The following is a 16,669-nucleotide window of genomic DNA, read 5'->3' as shown; positions in this document are numbered from 1 at the left end:
ACAGGGGGATGTCCCGTATGAAAAGCGAAGGTTCAAAGTGGTCACCCGCGCACGTTGCTCGTGCGCGCATTGCAGCGCTCAGACACTCGAATGGTGTTGGGTTTGAGGCAACAGGGAGCGACGCAAAGTTGGTAGCACTCATCTTAAACGGTGAGGTGCGTCTACCCCCTCATCCGGTCGCTCAAGTTCCTCGACCGATTGACTGGAATGCGGATCCTCTTGAGCAACGGAACTGGCGGGCACAGCTTCATATGCTTCGATGGTTGGACCCTCTACGGAGGGAGTCTCTTCGGAGTCCTGAGAGGCGTCCCGAGCTCATGGCAACGTGGGACGGCATAGTGCAAGAATGGGCGCGTTCGAACTTGCCAGGAAAGTCTGCTGCACGATCTGCGTGGCTCTCAATGATCGAGGCAGTACGTACTGAAACATTGATAAACGGACTACCTCTTACAGAAGCGCCGGAGGAAGTTCTAGATCTGCTAAACATCCATGGGAGCTGGATTGCGGATGAACGGCATGTCGGGCATTCAAATCATGCACTTAGGCAACATTCTGCGTTGTTTCAAGTTGGTGCTGTTGTAGGAAACACGCAGTGGATGGAACTAGCAGTTGAACGGCTTAAAAATCATGTTGCGTCAGCAATAGATGATGAGGGCTTGAATGATGAAGGTGCGGTTCGTTACTGGGAGATGAACTGGCGCTGGATAAGTTATGCAGCAGCGAGGCTCGAGGCCGAAGGCGTTGATGCCGGTTTCATGCGTGAAAGGCTCTCCCTTGCAGCCGAGGCTCTAGCCTTTGCCACCCGTCCAGATGGCAAGTATGAGCCACTTGGAGACTCAGATCCTTCGTCGCCACAGGTTTACGAGCATCCATATTTGGAGTATGTGACGAGTAATGGTGCTCGGGGTCAGGCCCCTACTGAGCTAGCTCGAGTGTACTCGCGTGGGTTTATTTTCGGTCATAGCGGCTGGGGGGAGATAGGAAGAGACTTTGCACAGGAGAGCTTTTACTCTGTTATCTTCGGCCCGGGGGATAAGGTACATGGGCATAATGATGCTGGAAGTGTTACGTTCTTTGCCAAGAAGCAACGCGTGCTTGTGGATGCAGGTAAGTACGCGTATGTAACGTCTTCTGAGCAGTCATACTGTTTTGATCGAACCGGACACAATGTGATTACGGTCGATGGTGCTGAGTATGATCCGTCGAGACCAGTGGAACTTGTACATAGTTCGCTCAGCGACGAACTTGACTACTTCCGGCTGGAGGACCGAGGGTATAAAGGTGTCGTGATTCGACGTCTCATAATCTTCTCTCGTGTTACAGAAGCGCTGCTAGTAATAGACAATGTCCACTCGTCGAAAGATATCGTTGCGCGTTGGCGCTGGCATCTCGCACCGGAGGCAAGTACCGAAGTTGATGGCGCGAGCGTCCACGGTACGACCAGTGAAGGCGGATTCTCGTTGCTTTGGGCAGGTTCGAGGCCCACTCTAGAGGTGGCTCGAGGAGAGAGGCGTCCGATGGAGGGGTGGTTCTCGCCATCCTGGGGAAAACTAGTCCCATCGGATGTCGTGGTGGCGACACGAAAAGGACACAAATCTAGAACTGCGGTCGCCGTCGAGACAACACCTTCAGATAGGCGAAACCTTCAGTCATTCGCCATAACTGAAGGTGTCGCATACGTTGTTCGGGGGAACGGAGTCGTTGAAGTCGTAATTGTTGGTAGAGATTCGGTGCGGACAGTCGCAACCGATGAAAAGGGACTTTCGAAGGTGATTCAGAGCCTAGGTCATGTCGCTCCCGAGTACACGGTGAGCAACACTTGGCGGCCACCGTCTACGGGAAATTATGCCAAGGAAATTGATGACAAGGTTGCATTCGCTCGACGCTCACTTGGTGAACTCGGAGATGATGGTGAGGTCGTGGCTAACATTAGGTCTTTGCGTGATGTGCTTTCGCAGGGATTTGACCAAGGGGCGATTGCTGGTATTCGTGATTTAATCACGACCAGCCCAACACAATCAGAAATGTTTGAAGGCCCGGTGGGAAAGGCATACCGTGCTGGATTTAACTTTGACTCCAAGCAGTCTTCACTAATGTATCGGGGCAAGGAAGTTGTTCTTAGGACATTTGGGCAAGACGATCTATCGGCACCATCATTGGGCTCTTTGAGAAGTAGAGCTATCCATGTCTTTAACTTAGGCTCATTGAGTTTGCCTATGCAGTTTCAACCTGGAGCAGGGAAAAAACTACTTGTCTGTTTTGGTGGGGCGCAAGACCGTGGAAAAATTGGTCTGCCGCGATTTGAATGGGAGCGGCAGCTAGAAATTTTCGACATTCCTAAGTTGTTCGTCTCTGATCCGACCTTGGATTTAGCTGCGGACTTGAGGCTTGGCTGGTATCTGGGCAGTGCAAGAACGGATGCTCATACCAGCATTGCGAGACTCGTATCTCGATATGCACAGCAGTTAGGAGTGGAAGAGATCTGGACCATGGGGACCTCAGGAGGTGGGTTCGCAGCGATGCAAGTGGGTGCCATAATTCCTCATGCACACGTGTTTGCCGTCAACCCGCAGACTGATGTATCGGAGTACGTCAAGAGATTTTCGACGAAAGCGATTCAGCATGTGTTCGGGGGAAAGGTGCCCCCGTCAGAGAGGCATCGGACCTCAGTGCTGGAAAGGCTTCGTTCCGGACATTCATTGGCTGAGCTGACAATTCTCTTAAATGAGGAAGATGTCCACCACCGTACTGCACATGTTGAGCCCCTTGAGAATGAGCTACGCAAAGATGGGGTTGATATACTCGAAGTTGATCGAGTTAGGTGGGGCGCTGGACATGTTTCGAATGTGGCGGAAATTCTTGACAAACTGCAGAGCCTAATGAAGGTTGCTCCAACGGTTCACGGGGAGTAGTGAGGCGTCCTGGGTTTAGTGGAGACTCAGCTCATTTGATTTCTACCAGTTCTTTGGCGTTGGTAACCCCAGCATAGAACTTGGCCTCGAACTCCGCAGGTGGCACGTCCCCGAGGTAGCAGTGGAGCCGCTGCGTGTTGTGCCAGTGCACCCAGCTCAGGGTCGCGAGTTCGAGATCATCGATCGTTTTCCACGGCCCTGATTTCGCGGGTCCGCGCACCAGCTCGGCCTTGTAGTATCCGTTCACGGTCTCAGCGAGGGCGTTGTCGTAGCTGTCACCGACAGTTCCGATCGAGGGTGTCGCCCCGATCTTTGCGAGGCGCTCTCCGTAGCGAATAGACGTGAATTGACTGCCCGCATCGCTATGGCAGCGCAACTCTGGAAGATGCTTCCCCCGTGACCAGCGGGCCATCTCGATCGCGTCGAGTACCGTCTCGGTCTTCATGTTCGATGCGACCCGCCATCCCACGATCGCGCGACTGTATGCGTCAATGATGAAGCCCACGTAGGTGACACCCTGCCAGGTCGGCACGAACGTCAAGTCGGTCACCCACAACTGGTTCGGCGCATCCGCGCTGAAGACACGGTTACCGAGATCAGGATGCCGCGGCATTCGCGGGTCAGGCTTCGTAGTTTTCACGCGCTTGTCCCGGCGCACGCCCTCAATCCTGAGGGTTTTCATGAGCCGGGCGACCTGGTCACGGCTGATATTTATGCCTGCTCGCTGGGCTGCTTTCCAGAGCTTGCGCACGCCGTAGACGGAGTAGTTTGATTCCCAGAGTTCGAGCAGTCTGGGCGCGAGCTCTGCATCTCTAATTTGCCGGGCAGAGGCTGGTCTGCCGTGCGCGGCGTAATACGTGGACGGGGCCACCTGCAGCACGTTGCAGATGGTTCGACCCCGAGTCTGCGTCCAGCAACAACATCGTCTTTGTTGCGGTTGATGAAGGACACTAGTTCTTGTGTTGGCGGTCGAGCTCCGCCCCGAAGAAAGACGCGGCACGTTTCAGGATTTCATTGGCGCGCTTGAGCTCTCGGTTCTCTTGCTCAAGTGCTTTCATGCGGGTCTGCTCGTCGGTCGTGACCCCGGCTTTCACGCCGTCATCGATGTCAGCTTGGCGACCCAGGCTCGAACCGACTCGACGCCGTAGCCGAGCTGTTCCGCGACGCGCGTAGTCGTTCCTTGGCTCGTGCCGAGCTCCGCGCGGAGCGTTCGCACCATCCTGGCCGCGGCGGCTTTCTCCTCAGTGGAATAGCGGCGTCCCTTGTTCTTGTGTTGGACCATGGCTCCATTCTCCATCCATAACTCTGGAGCCTCCAACAAACCCAGAGCGCTTCAAAGGAAGATATGGCAGCAGGCTATCCTCGGGACGTTTCTGCGCCATGCATGTTCGGAGCTCAAGAGTGGAGCTAAAAATTTTACTCAAACCTAGTAACTTCTGCGTAGGTTTCGCAGATCTTCTTGACACTTGAAGACCATGACCTAGCAGATGCAAAGCTTTGCTCAGTGCTGACTGTTGTAGGAGGAGCTGAGTCATTCGACTGTACCGTACCAATCAACTTTACGAGGCACTGAGAATCCCCCGCCGGAAAGACCAGATCCTCCCTAGCGCTCACCTCGCGGAGGGCCGGCAGGTCGGAAACCGCTACGGGGACGCCGAGAGCCTGAGCTTCGAGGCCCTTGATGGGGGTGACGATACGGGTGACTTCTGTGTCGTTTCGGGGAATCACGAACAGGTCGAGGGCTTGGTACCAGCGTTTTGCATCGTCGGGAGGGACGCGTCCGGGTAGGACTACGTAATCGTCAAGTTCCAGTTCTGTGACTAAAACGCGTAGTTCTGGGAGCGCGACTCCATCGCCAACGATGGCACAGCGGACATCAAGTCCTTGGTCGCGCGCAATCTTGGTTGCTCGGATGAGGGTCGGCAGTCCTTCGTAATCGACGACAGATGTTACTGAACCGACCCAAAAGCCGTGGGGGTCAAGTCCAAGCCTCTTGCGAGCTGCTTTCACATCACGCGGTACCTCAAGCAGTGCTTCATCCACTGAGTTTGGGACAATGAAGATCTTCTCCGCCGGTACTCCACGCTCGATCAGATCGTGTCGCTGAATGTTCGAAAGAGTGATGACAGCATTGGCGCGCATTGCCATCTCGGTCTCTCGTAGTTTCATCAACCTGTAACGGTCAGATTCTTTGGCTTGTACTTGAAGTTCCGAGGGTTGGCGTGCGACCCAAGTTTGCTCCATGTTTCCACGCATTTCGTAGATCCAAGGGATACCTGTGGCGCGGGAAACAGCATCCGTGACTAAGGCATTTTGGTAGTTGGTCGTCGTGTGCAGGATATCTGGTTGGAACTGCTGAACGATGGGGAGAAGCATCTGGGCCTGCTTAACAAGCCGGGCGGCAGGGTCTTGCGGCCACATGCTTGGAAGAAGGCGCTGGTAGGTGACGCCATCAACAACGTCGACTTCATTAGCCCATAGGCCACCAATAGTGGTGGGGTAGCCGAGACGGGTTACCCCAAGAACCTCGACCCCTGCTTTCTGGAGGAACCTCAAGATGTTCTGGGTGCGGTATGTGTAGCCCGAACGGGTCCAGGGAAGCGAGTTAGTTAAGATGTGGAGTGCGCGCGTGGGTCGCGCATCGTTGTTGTTCGTTTGCCGCGGAGCAACGGGTGTCTTGGGTAGGGAGATGCCCCAGCCTGGTCTGAGGATCATCTGCTCCCCGGTGTAGCGTTGTCCAACTCTGCCGGGGGCTTCCAGACTCTTTAGCTTCTCCAGATCTCCTGCCCCCCAGGCGGAACGCAGAGCGGTTCGGGAGTCCAGGATGTCTTCAGGCGTGTAACCGAGCTGAATGAGGAGCTCTTGACCTAGGCGCGTAGATATGGAGGTTTTTTGCTTTGACCTGTTGTCTGAGAGCAGTAAGCGAGCCGCTTCACTGCGTTGGTCAAGGATGAAGTATCGCAGGGCTGTTAGGTCCCGTCGACTAGAGGTCGAAGGGAGAAGCTGAGCGACTGAGCGGCGCAGCGGCCACGGTAGCTTACGTAGAGTCTGCACCCCGAAAAGCAGCGGGTCTTCGCTGACCATGCGCGCGACTACCGTAGCTATGAGGGGAGAGCGGCGAAGAACATTTCCCAGCTTGCTAGACATTACTAAGGCCGCATCTCTCGACAAAGTTGGCGAACTTCTCAGCGTTCTGCTGCTGGGTCTCACGAGCTTCTAACCAGCGGAGGCCCTGATCATCAATCTCAAGCTCACCGCGATTGCTCGCCAAGTACTCCCAGAGATCGGCTAGCGCTTGCGGATCCATCGCAGGGACTGCGTGACCAACCCCGGTTTCGGTCACAATCCGCGCGGGCTCACCATCCGCGGCAACACAGACGTGACGCCCTGCGCTCAGTGATTCATAGAGTTTGGATGGCACGGTAAATAGGAGGGGCGTCCACCGCTTGAGGTGAACCAAACTGGTGTCAGCCCATTCGTAATGCTGTGCCACATCTTGGTGGGGGATGCGGCCGAGAAACTCAATGGGTAGGCCTTGCGCTTCGGAGAGTTCGCGAAGTTCCTTCAGGTCTGCACCAGACCCAACCATGCGCATCTCAACTGGGACACCCTGCTGACGTGCTATTTCAACAGCTCTGACGGCTGAGCGTAGGCCTTGAGCGCGGCCGATAGTTCCGACGTAAAGAACCCGCAAAGTCTTCTCGGCACGATCCTGGATCGGTGCGACTGGAGACTCCAGAACAGCTCCTAAGTTTCGTACATTGAGAACGTTCTTGAAGCCTCGCTCCCGTAGCAGTTCTGCGAAGGAAGGGGTGGTTGTGCTGATTCCTGCTGCGTGTCGTAATGCGCTGGTAAGGGTGCGTCCAGCACCCGCGGCCACGATTGGAAACACCGTACCGAAGACCGTCTCTAGCTTCGACCGGTTCTCCGTCAGGGAACCCCACTCATTCATGTACTTGAGGAGGTCTGGCCAAACATCTCGCAGGTCGATGATGTAAGGAATCCGGTGCGTGACGGCGACGAATGCCGCTGCGTAGGCTGCGGGAAGCGGTGGAGCGGTGGCCAGAATGATATCTGGGCGTTTCTTCCTGATGGTCTTCCTAGCCAGGTGGAGGGTCGAAACGGCGACCACAGCCTGGTCGAGAACCCGAGACCAAAGAGACTGGTCGTGAGGGGAAAAGTTACTGCGCCAGATCAACTCACCGTGTCGACCCTTCGCAATCGCCCCCACCTGGTGGTCAGGATCATCAGACGTGAGCACACCGCCGGGATAGTGGGGAGGCGGGGCCAAGACAACAACCTGGTCCCCACGTTCGACAAGTGCCTTCACCAAAGCTGCCCAACGTCTTTGTGGGGTGCCTTCCTCTGGATCCCATTGCTGCGCGAGAATCAGAATTCGCATGAGGCTCCTGCGTGCTAAGAATCAAGTCTGTAGAAAAGAAAAAAAACAGTGTCTTGACTCGAGAGTACCGCAGGTTTAATGGGCAGAAGTGACAGCTTCCCAAAGTGAGGCGTAGTAGTCGTTTGTGTAGTGGAAGGGGGCTGCTCCCCACCTGTGGTCTGGGTCCGCAACAGGCATATCAAGAGCGGGCCGAGCGACTTTCCATCCGTGGCTTTCAAGTAGTTCGAAACGGGCAGAGAACTCTCTGTTAGCCTCTTCGGCACTCAACTTGAAGCTGGGTTTGGTCGGAGTACCGTCGGCTAGGTTTTGGGCCCATTTGCTAGCAAGGATGGTGGTCTTGTCCCAGAGCTCGAGTCTTTGCAGTTCCGACTTGAAAGCTTCCGAAGTCTCCATGAACTCGAGTGCGTGGCCCAGGCTTCCCAGCGGAACGTAGCGCCACCCCTCGCGTCCCTGTCGCAGTGTCTCCGCTGCAGGGCTGTCCATCGTGTTGGTTACCACTGCGCCGTTTTCGTGTACGAAGTAACCCCCACGCTCGTCTGTGAGGTCGAGCAAGAGATGTAAATCTGGAAACTCCCTTGAGACCGCGGTGATTCTTTCGAGGGCATCTCCCGCGAGGTCACCCTGGAAGTTGCGGTTCACGAAAGGTGAGGAGAGCTTTTGCTTGGTGAATTCTGGGTTGGTTGTGGGCCGGCCCATCGAGTGCCAGGACTGTCGAGCAATGTAGCCGCGGAGGTTTACGCCCGTTGGTTTGCAGAACTCAACTGTGTCTCTTGAGACACAACTGCCGAAAATGAGTAGGTCCAAGTGGTGCTTCTTTGGTTTGACGACGGAGGTTCTGCCCACACTAAGGCCTGCGAAGCCCAGGGTTGGCTGTGATTCGATCTAAAATCATAACGGATTTACACGATCGTTGGATCGGCAAAAAGGGGGAATGTGTCTCGTACGTCTAGCGTCGAACAGCTTCGCACTAGTCTTTGGCACCTGCGCCACGGGGGCCCTGCTCAACTGAAAGAGCATTTGAGGCGGACGAAGTCTGCGGGACACCTAGGACTTCGTTCTTTCGCATCTCGAGACCGACGTGGTCGTTTACTGGCGTGGGCCGAATGGCCTATTACGGCAGACCAACAACCTCGGCATCAACTTCGTGTTGGAGTGGTTGCTGACCGGTTTACTGAGCTTGCTCTTAAGTTTGAATGGAACCAAGTTGTCCTTACGCCCCAGAACTTTGAGGCTGAACTTGCGGGGGGACTGGACCTAGTGTTTGTCGAGTCAGCCTGGAATGGGTCCGGTGGAGCATGGCAGTATCAGCTAACAGGCTCACGAGCACCCTCAGATGACCTGCGGACTCTGGTTGCAGCGGCTCAGAGTAGAGGTATTCCGACAGTTTTTTGGAACAAAGAAGACCCGGTTCATTTTGAAGATTTTATCGACACGGCCAGTGTCTTCGATTGGGTGTACACGACAGAAGAGAGCCTGTTGCCGCGCTATCGTGAGGTCCTTGGGCATGACCGAGTTGGCGTTCTTCCGTTTGCAGCGCAGCAGTCCATCCATAACCCGATAAAGCCCTCCAAGTGGCAAGCATCCGACTTGCGCGGTGTTTCTTTTGCGGGCACTTACTTTCGACATAAGTATCCTGAACGACGCGCCCAACTAAGCTTTCTCCTAGGGGGAGCCTCAATGGCAGCAGCGCAAGAAGAAACTGCGATTGATGTTTTCTCCCGGTTTGCAGGTGCGGATGACAACTATGTCTTCCCTGAGGAGTATCAGAAGTTTGTCCGTGGTGAGCTGACTTACGACCAGATGTTGACGGCCTACCGGGCTTACAAAGTGATTCTGAACGTGAACTCGGTGCCGACCAGCCAGTCAATGTGCGGTAGAAGGGTGTTCGAGGTCTCTGCTTGTGGCACACCCGTGCTCTCGGCGCCAACCCCGGCCATCGACAACGCATTTCCTGGCGGAACGATTCCGCAAGCAGCTGATGAAGAGACGGCTTACAACTGGACGCGCGCCCTGCTGCGCTCGCCTGAACTTCGAGACCGCCTTACCCACTTGTCGCAGCGGGAAATCTGGCAACAGCACACATACACCAAGCGCGTGAACCAGATCCTTTCTGACGTCGGGTTGGAAAAGTGGGTCGTTGAGGCTCCACTAGTGAGCGCGCTGGTTTCGACTAACCGTCCGCACCAGCTTGAACATGTTCTGGGTCAGATGGCGGCGCAGCAAGACGTCAGGCTTGAAGTACTCGTCCTTTGTCATGGTTTCACTCTCGAGGACGCGCGTAAGGCCCAACTTGAAGAACAGTTTGGGGCCGTGACGTGGATCGAAGAGGATCCGTCCACGCCCCTGGGTGAGTGCTACAACATCCTGGCTCGACAGGCCCGGGGTGAGATCGTGGCGAAGATTGATGACGATGACTACTACGGTCCCCACTACCTTGCGGAACAGGTGGCAGCCCTGGACTACGCCGATGCCGATGTGGTGGGGAAAGCAGCACACCACCTCTACCTTGAGGGTCAAGATGCGACAGTGTTGCGTTTTCCAGAGACCGAACACAAGTACCGGCCATTTGTCAGCGGTCCAACTATCGTTGCGAAACGGGACGTTGTGTTGGCGCACCCGTTCCCCGCAACCTTCCGAGGTGAGGACACCGGGTTCCTGAAGTCCGTGACTGAGTCGGGAGGGAAGGTTTTCAGTTCAAGCCGGTTTGGGTTCATGCAGGTTCGTAAAGTGAGTGACAGGCACACCTGGGATATCGGAGACCTGGAGATCTTGGCGACAGGACAACTAGTGGCGTATGGAAAGGCACTGGATCATGTCATCTTCTGAGCAGCAGCGGGAGATCCCACTTGATGAGTGGCTGGGCGCGACCTACCTTGCGACAGCTACCGCGGGTGAGCTCCCAGTGCGGACTGCGGGACTGTCGAGGGTGGGTCAGCGACCTGGCTTCTTCCAGTACTGGGCGGAGGTCTGGAACCGACGTGCCTTCATACTGGCGGATGCCCGGGCTAAGGCATTTCAGACCACTCGCGGAATGCTCCTCGGCAAGATCTGGCTGGTGGTTGCCCCATTCCTGAATGCAGCTATCTTTTGGGTTATTTTTGGGTTACTTCTAAAAACTTCGCGCGGCATCGACAACTTCATTGGATACCTTGTCATCGGCGTGAGCTTTTTTGGCTACATGCAGGGCGCTCTGACCAAGGGTTCCCAAGTCATGGTGAGTTCACAAAACCTGATCCGGTCCTTCATGTTTCCCCGCGCCACTGTCATGATTTCGTGGACGATCCGGAGCCTGCTTGATTTACTGCCAGTCGTTGCTGCGACGATGGCGTTTGTGGTGGTGTTTACCCCCGCGGTCCCAACTTGGCGTTGGGTCTTGATAATTCCGATCCTGTTGATCGCGACGGTGTTCGTCAATGGGTTGGCCATGTTCACCGCCAGTTTGACCACCAGTGTCCCTGACTTGAAGTTCATCTGGCCGCTGCTGGGACGATTCTGGTTCTATGTTTCGGGTGTCTTCTTTTCTCTGGATCGGTTTGAAGCAGATTTCTGGGTTTCATTCATCATGCAGGCAAACCCGGGTTACGTGTTCCTGACCATGAGTCGTGATGTCTTGATCTATGGGACTACACCCAGCCTTTTCCACTGGGTCTACTTCACGGTCTGGGCAGTGGGAATGTGGCTTTTCGGGGCCATTCTCTTCTGGTTGAAGGAGGAGTCGTATGGTGCCTGAGAGTAAAGACATGCAAAAAGACGATACGAAGCGGGGTATCGAGGTCACTCTCGGTGGCCCTTCAGTGGTGGTCAATCAGGTCACCAAGGAGTACACAGCTCCGGTCTCAGGTCCCGCAGCGCGCAGCAATGCCTCAAAGCTGGCTTTGGCTGCCAACAAATACCTGCGGCGTCCGTTGAAAACCAAGGTTCGCTCGGTGGATAACGTCAGCCTGGTTGTTCAGGCAGGGGAGTCCATTGGGCTGCTGGGCGCGAATGGAGCTGGCAAGTCGACTTTGCTGCGGTTGATTGCTGGTAGCGAGCCGACGACATCCGGGGAGATCTTGGCGAGAAGCCAACCAACTCTGCTTGGAGTTAGCGCGGCTTTGGTGCCCGCCCTGAGTGGGCTACGGAATATCGAGCTTGGTTGCCTCGCGGTTGGTTTGAGCCCGGAAGAAACGAAAGAGGTCATCCCGCGTATCGCCGACCTCACAGGAATTGGAGACGCGATTGAGCGTCCGATGGAAACCTACTCCTCAGGTATGGGTGCGCGGCTGCGATTTGCCATCAATGTCGCGGTCAAGCCGGACATCCTGCTGATTGACGAGGCGCTTGGTACGGGTGACGCGGCATTTACCGCTAAGTCAGAAGAGATCCTGGCAGAGATTCGTCGGGACGCGGGAACCATCTTCCTGGTGTCGCACGCTGCGCAGACCATCGAAAAGATGTGCACGCGAGCCATTTGGATGCATGAGGGGCGCGTGATTTCAGACGGCTCGGCCTATGAGACGGCGCGCCGTTATCGGCTTTGGGCCCACCGTATGGTCACGGGCGAGGTCGAGGCCGCGGAGAAGATGTTGGCGGAAGAGATGGCTTCGATGGTCGAGAAGCGCCTCGTGTTTGACGACGGGGAGAGTATTTCCCGCCGCCGTCATGTCTCGGGTGCGCAGCATTGATAGGGATGAAAGTTCGCCAGGGACTCGCAGCCATCGCGGGGATTGCGGTTGCCCTCGGCTTGATTACTGCCATGGTGTTTTGGCTCTACTCTGATGTGCGGACACAGTCAGGGTGGGCAAACTTCGTTGAAGACTCCGCGCCGAAGGTGGTAGCTGCCTCGGAGCTGCTCGAACAGGGGGAAAGTGTCCTGGCAGCGGCTGAACACCAAAAGGTAGATCCGGCCATCGTCGAGCAGCTGCAAGCTGAGCTTGACGGTATGAACTCGCTGGTGGAGAAGGCCATGTCCCTTGCTGACTATGTGGTTACACCAGTGCGTGCTGCTGCTGGGGTGGGAGAAGAACGGCCCGATGAGATGCTGGTCCTTGACCCACTTGAGGTGCTGGCCAGCGGTTTCCATCTCACTGATGTCACTACGCCTGAGGAGCCGAAAGATACCTACAGCAACTACCGCAGTGTGATGAACGCACTGGCGGAGCAGTCTCTTGATCTTCAAGAGACGATTGAACTCGTTGAGTCTCATATCGACTCCACACTTGAGGCCGCACACGGCGACTGGTCCGTTGCAGTCGAGCTCTTGGTCACTAAGATCCGTGCCGCGATGGATGCCCTGCAATCGGGTGACCCAAACCTGGTATCTGCCGAGCAGTGGCAGGCGCTGTGGGACTTAGCCATCCGGGCACGTACGGTTTTGGGTGCCGCACGTTCCGTGGATACACAGAGTGTTGCGGAACTGAAAGCCGCGACCGAGCAGGTCACCGCGATGATCGCGGAACTCGATGCTGGCTTTGATCCCTATTTCAACCCGGTTGCACCGCCGGTGGAAGCGCCAGTTGTCGGGGGTGAAACTGAAATTTATCAGGAACCCGACACCTGGTTCCCCCAGGGGGGTAACGGTGAAACTACTCCGACCTACCCGGAGGTTCCTGTCGAGGAGGAGACCCCGGGGGAGCCGGGGGTACCTACCGAACCCACGGACCCGGACCCGGACCCGATAGATCCGATTCCGCCGGTAAAGCCGCCGCAGTCTGGAGCAGCCGATGAGTAAGGTTCGGGTAAGAGCCCACTACAGGGGTCGAGCAACAGGGGACTCGAGGCGTCATAGGGACCAGCGGCGCCGCATACGGGGACAGCGCTTCACAGCGGTAGTTGGCATACTCATTGCGTTAGCACTGGTTGGTGGCGCCGTGGCGTGGTTGTACCGGGATGTTTACCGTCAGGCCTGGTGGTCCGGTTTTGTGCGTGACTCGGCAACTTCGGTTCTCGATGCAGTGGTTCTTGTCGAACAGTCGGAAACGACTCTGATCACTGCGCAAACAGCGCAGCTCGGTGATGATTCGTGGCAGAACCTGCAAAACGCCATCACCGCTACGGAGGCGACCATCACAAAGGGGGAGGAGCTCGCAGAGTTTTTGATTCCCGAAGATGATGAGGCGGCGGGCGTGGGTGAAGAAAAGCCCGACACGAAGCCTCTCAACCCCCGGGAAGCACTGGTGGTGCTGAAGTCTGCCAAGACCTACTCAGTCGCTATGCCCCAGCACAGGAAAGAAGCGATCGCGCACTTCCACGCGCTTAACCAGGAGCTCACGGCCAACGTCGTAGAACTGCGCGAAGCGAAGTCCACGGTGGAAGACAAGCTCTCGGAAACGTTACGAAGTGCTGGAGAGGCATGGCAGGCAGCGTTTGACGACCTCAACGCTTTCTCAATGCAAGCGTTGACGGTACTTCAGCAGGCAACCCAGATCCCGCAGGCCAATGAGATTCGTGCGGTGTTGTGGACGCAGTTCCGCACCAGCCAAGGCGTCTTGCTCGAGGCTCAAGAAGTGGACTCAGGGGACGTGAAGGCACTCGAAGCCTCGGCCGAAGCACTGACCGCTGAGGCCGCGGCAACTCGCGAAGCCTTCGCCCCCTACATGGACGAGCAGGGGAACTTCCTCCTTCCGCCGGAACTATTGGCACCGGAGTTTGTAGAGGACACCGAGACCCCTTAGGTTATCCGGGCGAGAGAGTTGGAGGGACTGCGCTGTTACCATCGCTCCATGCACAACACCGCGACACTGCGACGCTCGCTCCTGCTACTGACCGGGGCAGTGATGCTGCTTGTCGGCGTGCTCCTAGCCCTTCAGCCCTGGCAACTGCCAGTTCTCTTCGTTGAGGACGGTCCTGAAGACGCGATCGAGGGCGAGCAGTCTGAGTCCGTAGGTGTCGAAGCCCAGAGCGTGGAACCTGAACCCGAACCACAGCCCCTCAACTTCACCATTTCCGCCGGTGGGGACATGCTCATTCACATGCCGGTGGCGGACTCTGCTTGGGACGGAACCAGGTGGGATTTCAGCCGCCTTATGGAACCCGTGACCCCCTACATCCAAGGCTCCGATATTGCCCTGTGCAACATGGAGACAGCGATGGTCCCCAGGGACCAGGATCCAACCGGATACCCCATATTTGGGACGCCGCGAGACCTAGCCGACGAGATGGCTGAAATGGGGTGGACCGGCTGTTCGACCTCGTCAAACCACTCTTTGGATCAGGGGTTCGCAGGTGTGGTGAACACGCTGGACTTCCTTGACGCCGCCGGCCTTGGGCACGCCGGAACTGCGCGCAGCCAGGAAGAGGCCAATCAGCCGCAATTCTACAGCATTGAAGGTGGCGACCAGTCGATCAAGGTCGCTCACATCGCCGCAGCTCACAACACCAATGGCCTTCCCATTCCCGAAGAGGCCCCGTGGTCAATCCAGATGATCGATGTGCCCCAAATAGAGGCCCAGGCACGCCAGGCTCGCGAGAACGGGGCTGACATTGTCGTGGCGACACTGCACTGCTGCGAAGCCGAGTACAACACCGCGGCCGAACCGTTCCAGGAGCAAACAGCTGCCGAACTAGCGGCTTCCGGCCTCATCGATATTTACATCGCTCACCACGCTCACGTCCCACGCCCGATTGCCCTCCTTGAGGGCGGTCCGAACGGCAACGGAATGTGGGTGGCGTACGGCCTCGGCAACTTCATCTCTAATCAAACTAGAGAGGCGACGGGATCGACAGAGTCATCGACCGGTTTGATGGCCTTCTTTGAGGGGGTCAAGGACGAGGGCGAGCCCGCGCAGATAGTTGCTGCAGAGTGGCTCGCAGTGACGGTGGACGCCGGGCATATCGTCCGTCCTCTGATCGGTGGGGTGGCAGAAAATGCCGCACTGCCGCAGGAGGAAATGTCCTACCGCTGGGACCTCACCAGGCAGATTCTTGAAGGGGGTCCGGCCACAGAAATCACCTCCCCACCCACATCTGACTCCAACCTCACCACCGTTATCAAACGAAGCTAGGTAAAGCCTTGGCGTAAGCCGTAGAGGACTCTAGGCTGGCGTTATGAACAGGTACAAACGACGCCCGCTCGGCTAAGCTTCCTGGCAGTACTGGGTTCTAGTTGCCGGTCTAGCGGTGCTACTAGGAATGATTCCGTGGGTGGGTCCCCTCCTGCTCGTCCTCGTCGTGGTCATTGGTGCAGTGATCTGGGCGAAAACACCAAACGAAGATGTTTGGTCCTACCAGCCGGTTCCAATCGTGGGTTCCGCAGCACTGGACCTGCCTGAGAGCATCCCGGTGGGTGTCGGATCCGTAGCTGCCGGTTCAGTGAGTCGCTACCTGGCCGAAAATGGGCGCGAGAGCGTGGCCACCCTGGTGGCCGAACCGGATAACCAGGGACATCCCTCGGGCACTGCCGTCCGGGTCGATCTGACTACCAGTGAAAAGGCTTTCACCGTCGGCTACCTGCCGGAAGACCTGTCAGCGGTGGTGTCAAAAATGGTCGTTGACAACAGCTTCCAGGGCATTCGAAGCACGGCACTTGCCCGCATCGAGGGCGGAGAGAGCGAACCCCCGAACTTCAGGGTTTGGATTGAGGCGCAGTAGAGGGACTAGCCGTTCGGCGCGCTTGGCGCCGGGAGCGCCACTAGGCTGGTTCCATGAACCGATACAAGCGTCGCCCCTGGGGAATGCAAGGGTGGATCTACTGGATTCTCGCGTTCTTTGCAGCTAGCTTTCTCGCCTCGGTACCCCTGGTCGGGACATTGCTTTTTGTCGGTGTGTGGGTCGCTGCCGCGATCATCTGGTCGCAGACCCCAAAGACCGACCTGTGGTCCTACGCGCCGGTGCCACCGGTGGGGCGCACAGCTTTTCCCCTGGTCGTGAACCAGGAGGTAATCAGCGATCCCGAGCACGCCCGGGACCTCTACCGAATCACGGCCACAGAGGGGCGCGACATCATGGCTGCCCTGATCTGGGAACCTGGCAACCCGGAGTCTAGGAACAGGGTGGTGGTTCGGGTCGACCTTCTGGCTGAGGCCGGGCCGGTGACATGCGGCTATCTTCCGGACTATGCCGCGCGCATGATGGTCCCCATGATTCAGGTCGACGCTGATCGGGGTCTGCAGAGCGTTGTGAGGGCCCACATCTTTGGTGGGGACGGGTACCAACCAACGTTCGGAGTGTGGTTAGAAAGGCTGTCCCAGACTGTCTAGCCGTTGCAGGGAAGCAAAAAAACCCCTGATCCTGAGGAACTGGGGCTTGGAGCGGGTGACGAGAATCGAACTCGCACCATCTGCTTGGAAGGCAGAGGCTCTACCATTGAGCTACACCCGCGTTCGCCATCTTGGCGATGACGACTGGACAACTATAGCGCGGTCGAGGCCGTTTACTC

At 56.8% G+C, this 16,669-nt stretch carries 15 protein-coding genes and 1 tRNA gene; 9 read left to right on the top strand and 7 right to left on the bottom strand.

Features of this window, described 5'->3' with window-relative positions; genetic code table 11:
• Nucleotides 1–8 precede the first annotated feature (8 nt).
• Nucleotides 9–2,912, top strand: a complete 2,904-nt coding sequence (locus CS903_RS03870; protein ID WP_099332214.1) for a heparinase II/III domain-containing protein — start codon at nt 9–11, stop codon at nt 2,910–2,912.
• A 31-nt stretch (nt 2,913–2,943) separates the two neighbouring features.
• Here the strand turns inward: CS903_RS03870 and CS903_RS03865 are convergent, their stop codons facing one another.
• The 6 genes from CS903_RS03865 to CS903_RS03850 all read right to left on the bottom strand — a co-directional run bounded on the left by CS903_RS03865 (nt 2,944) and on the right by CS903_RS03850 (nt 8,157).
• The gene (locus CS903_RS03865; RefSeq protein ID WP_277984866.1) at nt 2,944–3,912 is read right to left on the bottom strand and encodes an IS3 family transposase; all 969 of its coding nucleotides are present in this window, start codon (nt 3,910–3,912) and stop codon (nt 2,944–2,946) included.
• On the bottom strand, nt 3,863–4,006 hold the full coding sequence (locus tag CS903_RS09585) for a hypothetical protein (protein ID WP_277984870.1): 144 nt from the start codon (nt 4,004–4,006) through the stop codon (nt 3,863–3,865). Before CS903_RS09585 ends, CS903_RS03865 begins: the two co-directional genes overlap by 50 nt.
• Nucleotides 4,003–4,128, bottom strand: a complete 126-nt coding sequence (locus tag CS903_RS09580) for a hypothetical protein (protein WP_277984865.1) — start codon at nt 4,126–4,128, stop codon at nt 4,003–4,005. Before CS903_RS09580 ends, CS903_RS09585 begins: the two co-directional genes overlap by 4 nt.
• A gap of 200 nt (nt 4,129–4,328) precedes the next feature.
• On the bottom strand, nt 4,329–6,059 hold the full coding sequence (locus CS903_RS03860; protein ID WP_099332213.1) for a glycosyltransferase family 4 protein: 1,731 nt from the start codon (nt 6,057–6,059) through the stop codon (nt 4,329–4,331).
• Complete coding sequence (locus CS903_RS03855) at nt 6,052–7,314, bottom strand: glycosyltransferase family 4 protein (protein WP_099332212.1); 1,263 nt, start codon at nt 7,312–7,314, stop codon at nt 6,052–6,054. The genes CS903_RS03860 and CS903_RS03855 overlap by 8 nt, the downstream gene beginning before the upstream one ends.
• Before the next feature lie 75 nt (nt 7,315–7,389).
• The gene (locus tag CS903_RS03850) at nt 7,390–8,157 is read right to left on the bottom strand and encodes a DUF6270 domain-containing protein (protein ID WP_242491741.1); all 768 of its coding nucleotides are present in this window, start codon (nt 8,155–8,157) and stop codon (nt 7,390–7,392) included.
• Nucleotides 8,158–8,991: 834 nt separating this feature from the next.
• On the opposite strand from CS903_RS03850, the gene CS903_RS09540 reads away from it, so the two are divergent.
• The 8 genes from CS903_RS09540 (at nt 8,992) to CS903_RS03810 (ending at nt 16,490) form a co-directional block, all read left to right on the top strand.
• Nucleotides 8,992–10,140 (top strand): glycosyltransferase family protein, encoded by a 1,149-nt coding sequence (locus CS903_RS09540; protein ID WP_242491740.1) that lies wholly within the window; start codon nt 8,992–8,994, stop codon nt 10,138–10,140.
• Nucleotides 10,127–11,044: an ABC transporter permease gene (locus tag CS903_RS03840; RefSeq protein ID WP_164996664.1), complete on the top strand. Its 918-nt coding sequence runs from the start codon at nt 10,127–10,129 to the stop codon at nt 11,042–11,044. The genes CS903_RS09540 and CS903_RS03840 overlap by 14 nt, the downstream gene beginning before the upstream one ends.
• Nucleotides 11,045–11,054: 10 nt before the next feature.
• Nucleotides 11,055–11,978 carry an ABC transporter ATP-binding protein gene (locus tag CS903_RS03835; RefSeq protein ID WP_242491739.1) on the top strand — a complete coding sequence of 308 codons (924 nt, stop codon included), beginning with the start codon at nt 11,055–11,057 and terminating at the stop codon, nt 11,976–11,978.
• 5 nt (nt 11,979–11,983) lie between these two features.
• The gene (locus CS903_RS03830; protein WP_099332207.1) at nt 11,984–13,024 is read left to right on the top strand and encodes a hypothetical protein; all 1,041 of its coding nucleotides are present in this window, start codon (nt 11,984–11,986) and stop codon (nt 13,022–13,024) included.
• A complete protein-coding gene (locus CS903_RS03825; protein WP_129587588.1) occupies nt 13,017–13,967 on the top strand; it encodes a hypothetical protein in 951 nt (316 codons plus the stop codon). Before CS903_RS03830 ends, CS903_RS03825 begins: the two co-directional genes overlap by 8 nt.
• 48 nt (nt 13,968–14,015) lie before the next feature.
• Entirely contained in the window at nt 14,016–15,296 is a 1,281-nt protein-coding gene (locus CS903_RS03820; RefSeq protein ID WP_099332205.1) for a CapA family protein, read from the top strand.
• A gap of 127 nt (nt 15,297–15,423) precedes the next feature.
• Nucleotides 15,424–15,882, top strand: a complete 459-nt coding sequence (locus CS903_RS03815) for a hypothetical protein (RefSeq protein ID WP_129587587.1) — start codon at nt 15,424–15,426, stop codon at nt 15,880–15,882.
• Between the two features lie 53 nt (nt 15,883–15,935).
• Nucleotides 15,936–16,490 carry a hypothetical protein gene (locus CS903_RS03810; RefSeq protein WP_129587586.1) on the top strand — a complete coding sequence of 185 codons (555 nt, stop codon included), beginning with the start codon at nt 15,936–15,938 and terminating at the stop codon, nt 16,488–16,490.
• Nucleotides 16,491–16,537: 47 nt separating this feature from the next.
• Here CS903_RS03810 and CS903_RS03805 read toward each other — a convergent pair.
• A tRNA-Gly gene (locus CS903_RS03805) sits at nt 16,538–16,611 on the bottom strand.
• Nucleotides 16,612–16,669 lie beyond the last annotated feature (58 nt).

Source organism: Actinomyces minihominis (assembly GCF_900187855.1).
Taxonomy (GTDB): domain Bacteria; phylum Actinomycetota; class Actinomycetes; order Actinomycetales; family Actinomycetaceae; genus Scrofimicrobium; species Scrofimicrobium minihominis.
The sequence above is the reverse complement of the archived record's forward strand: the minus strand, read 5'-3'. Positions and strand labels throughout refer to the sequence as shown.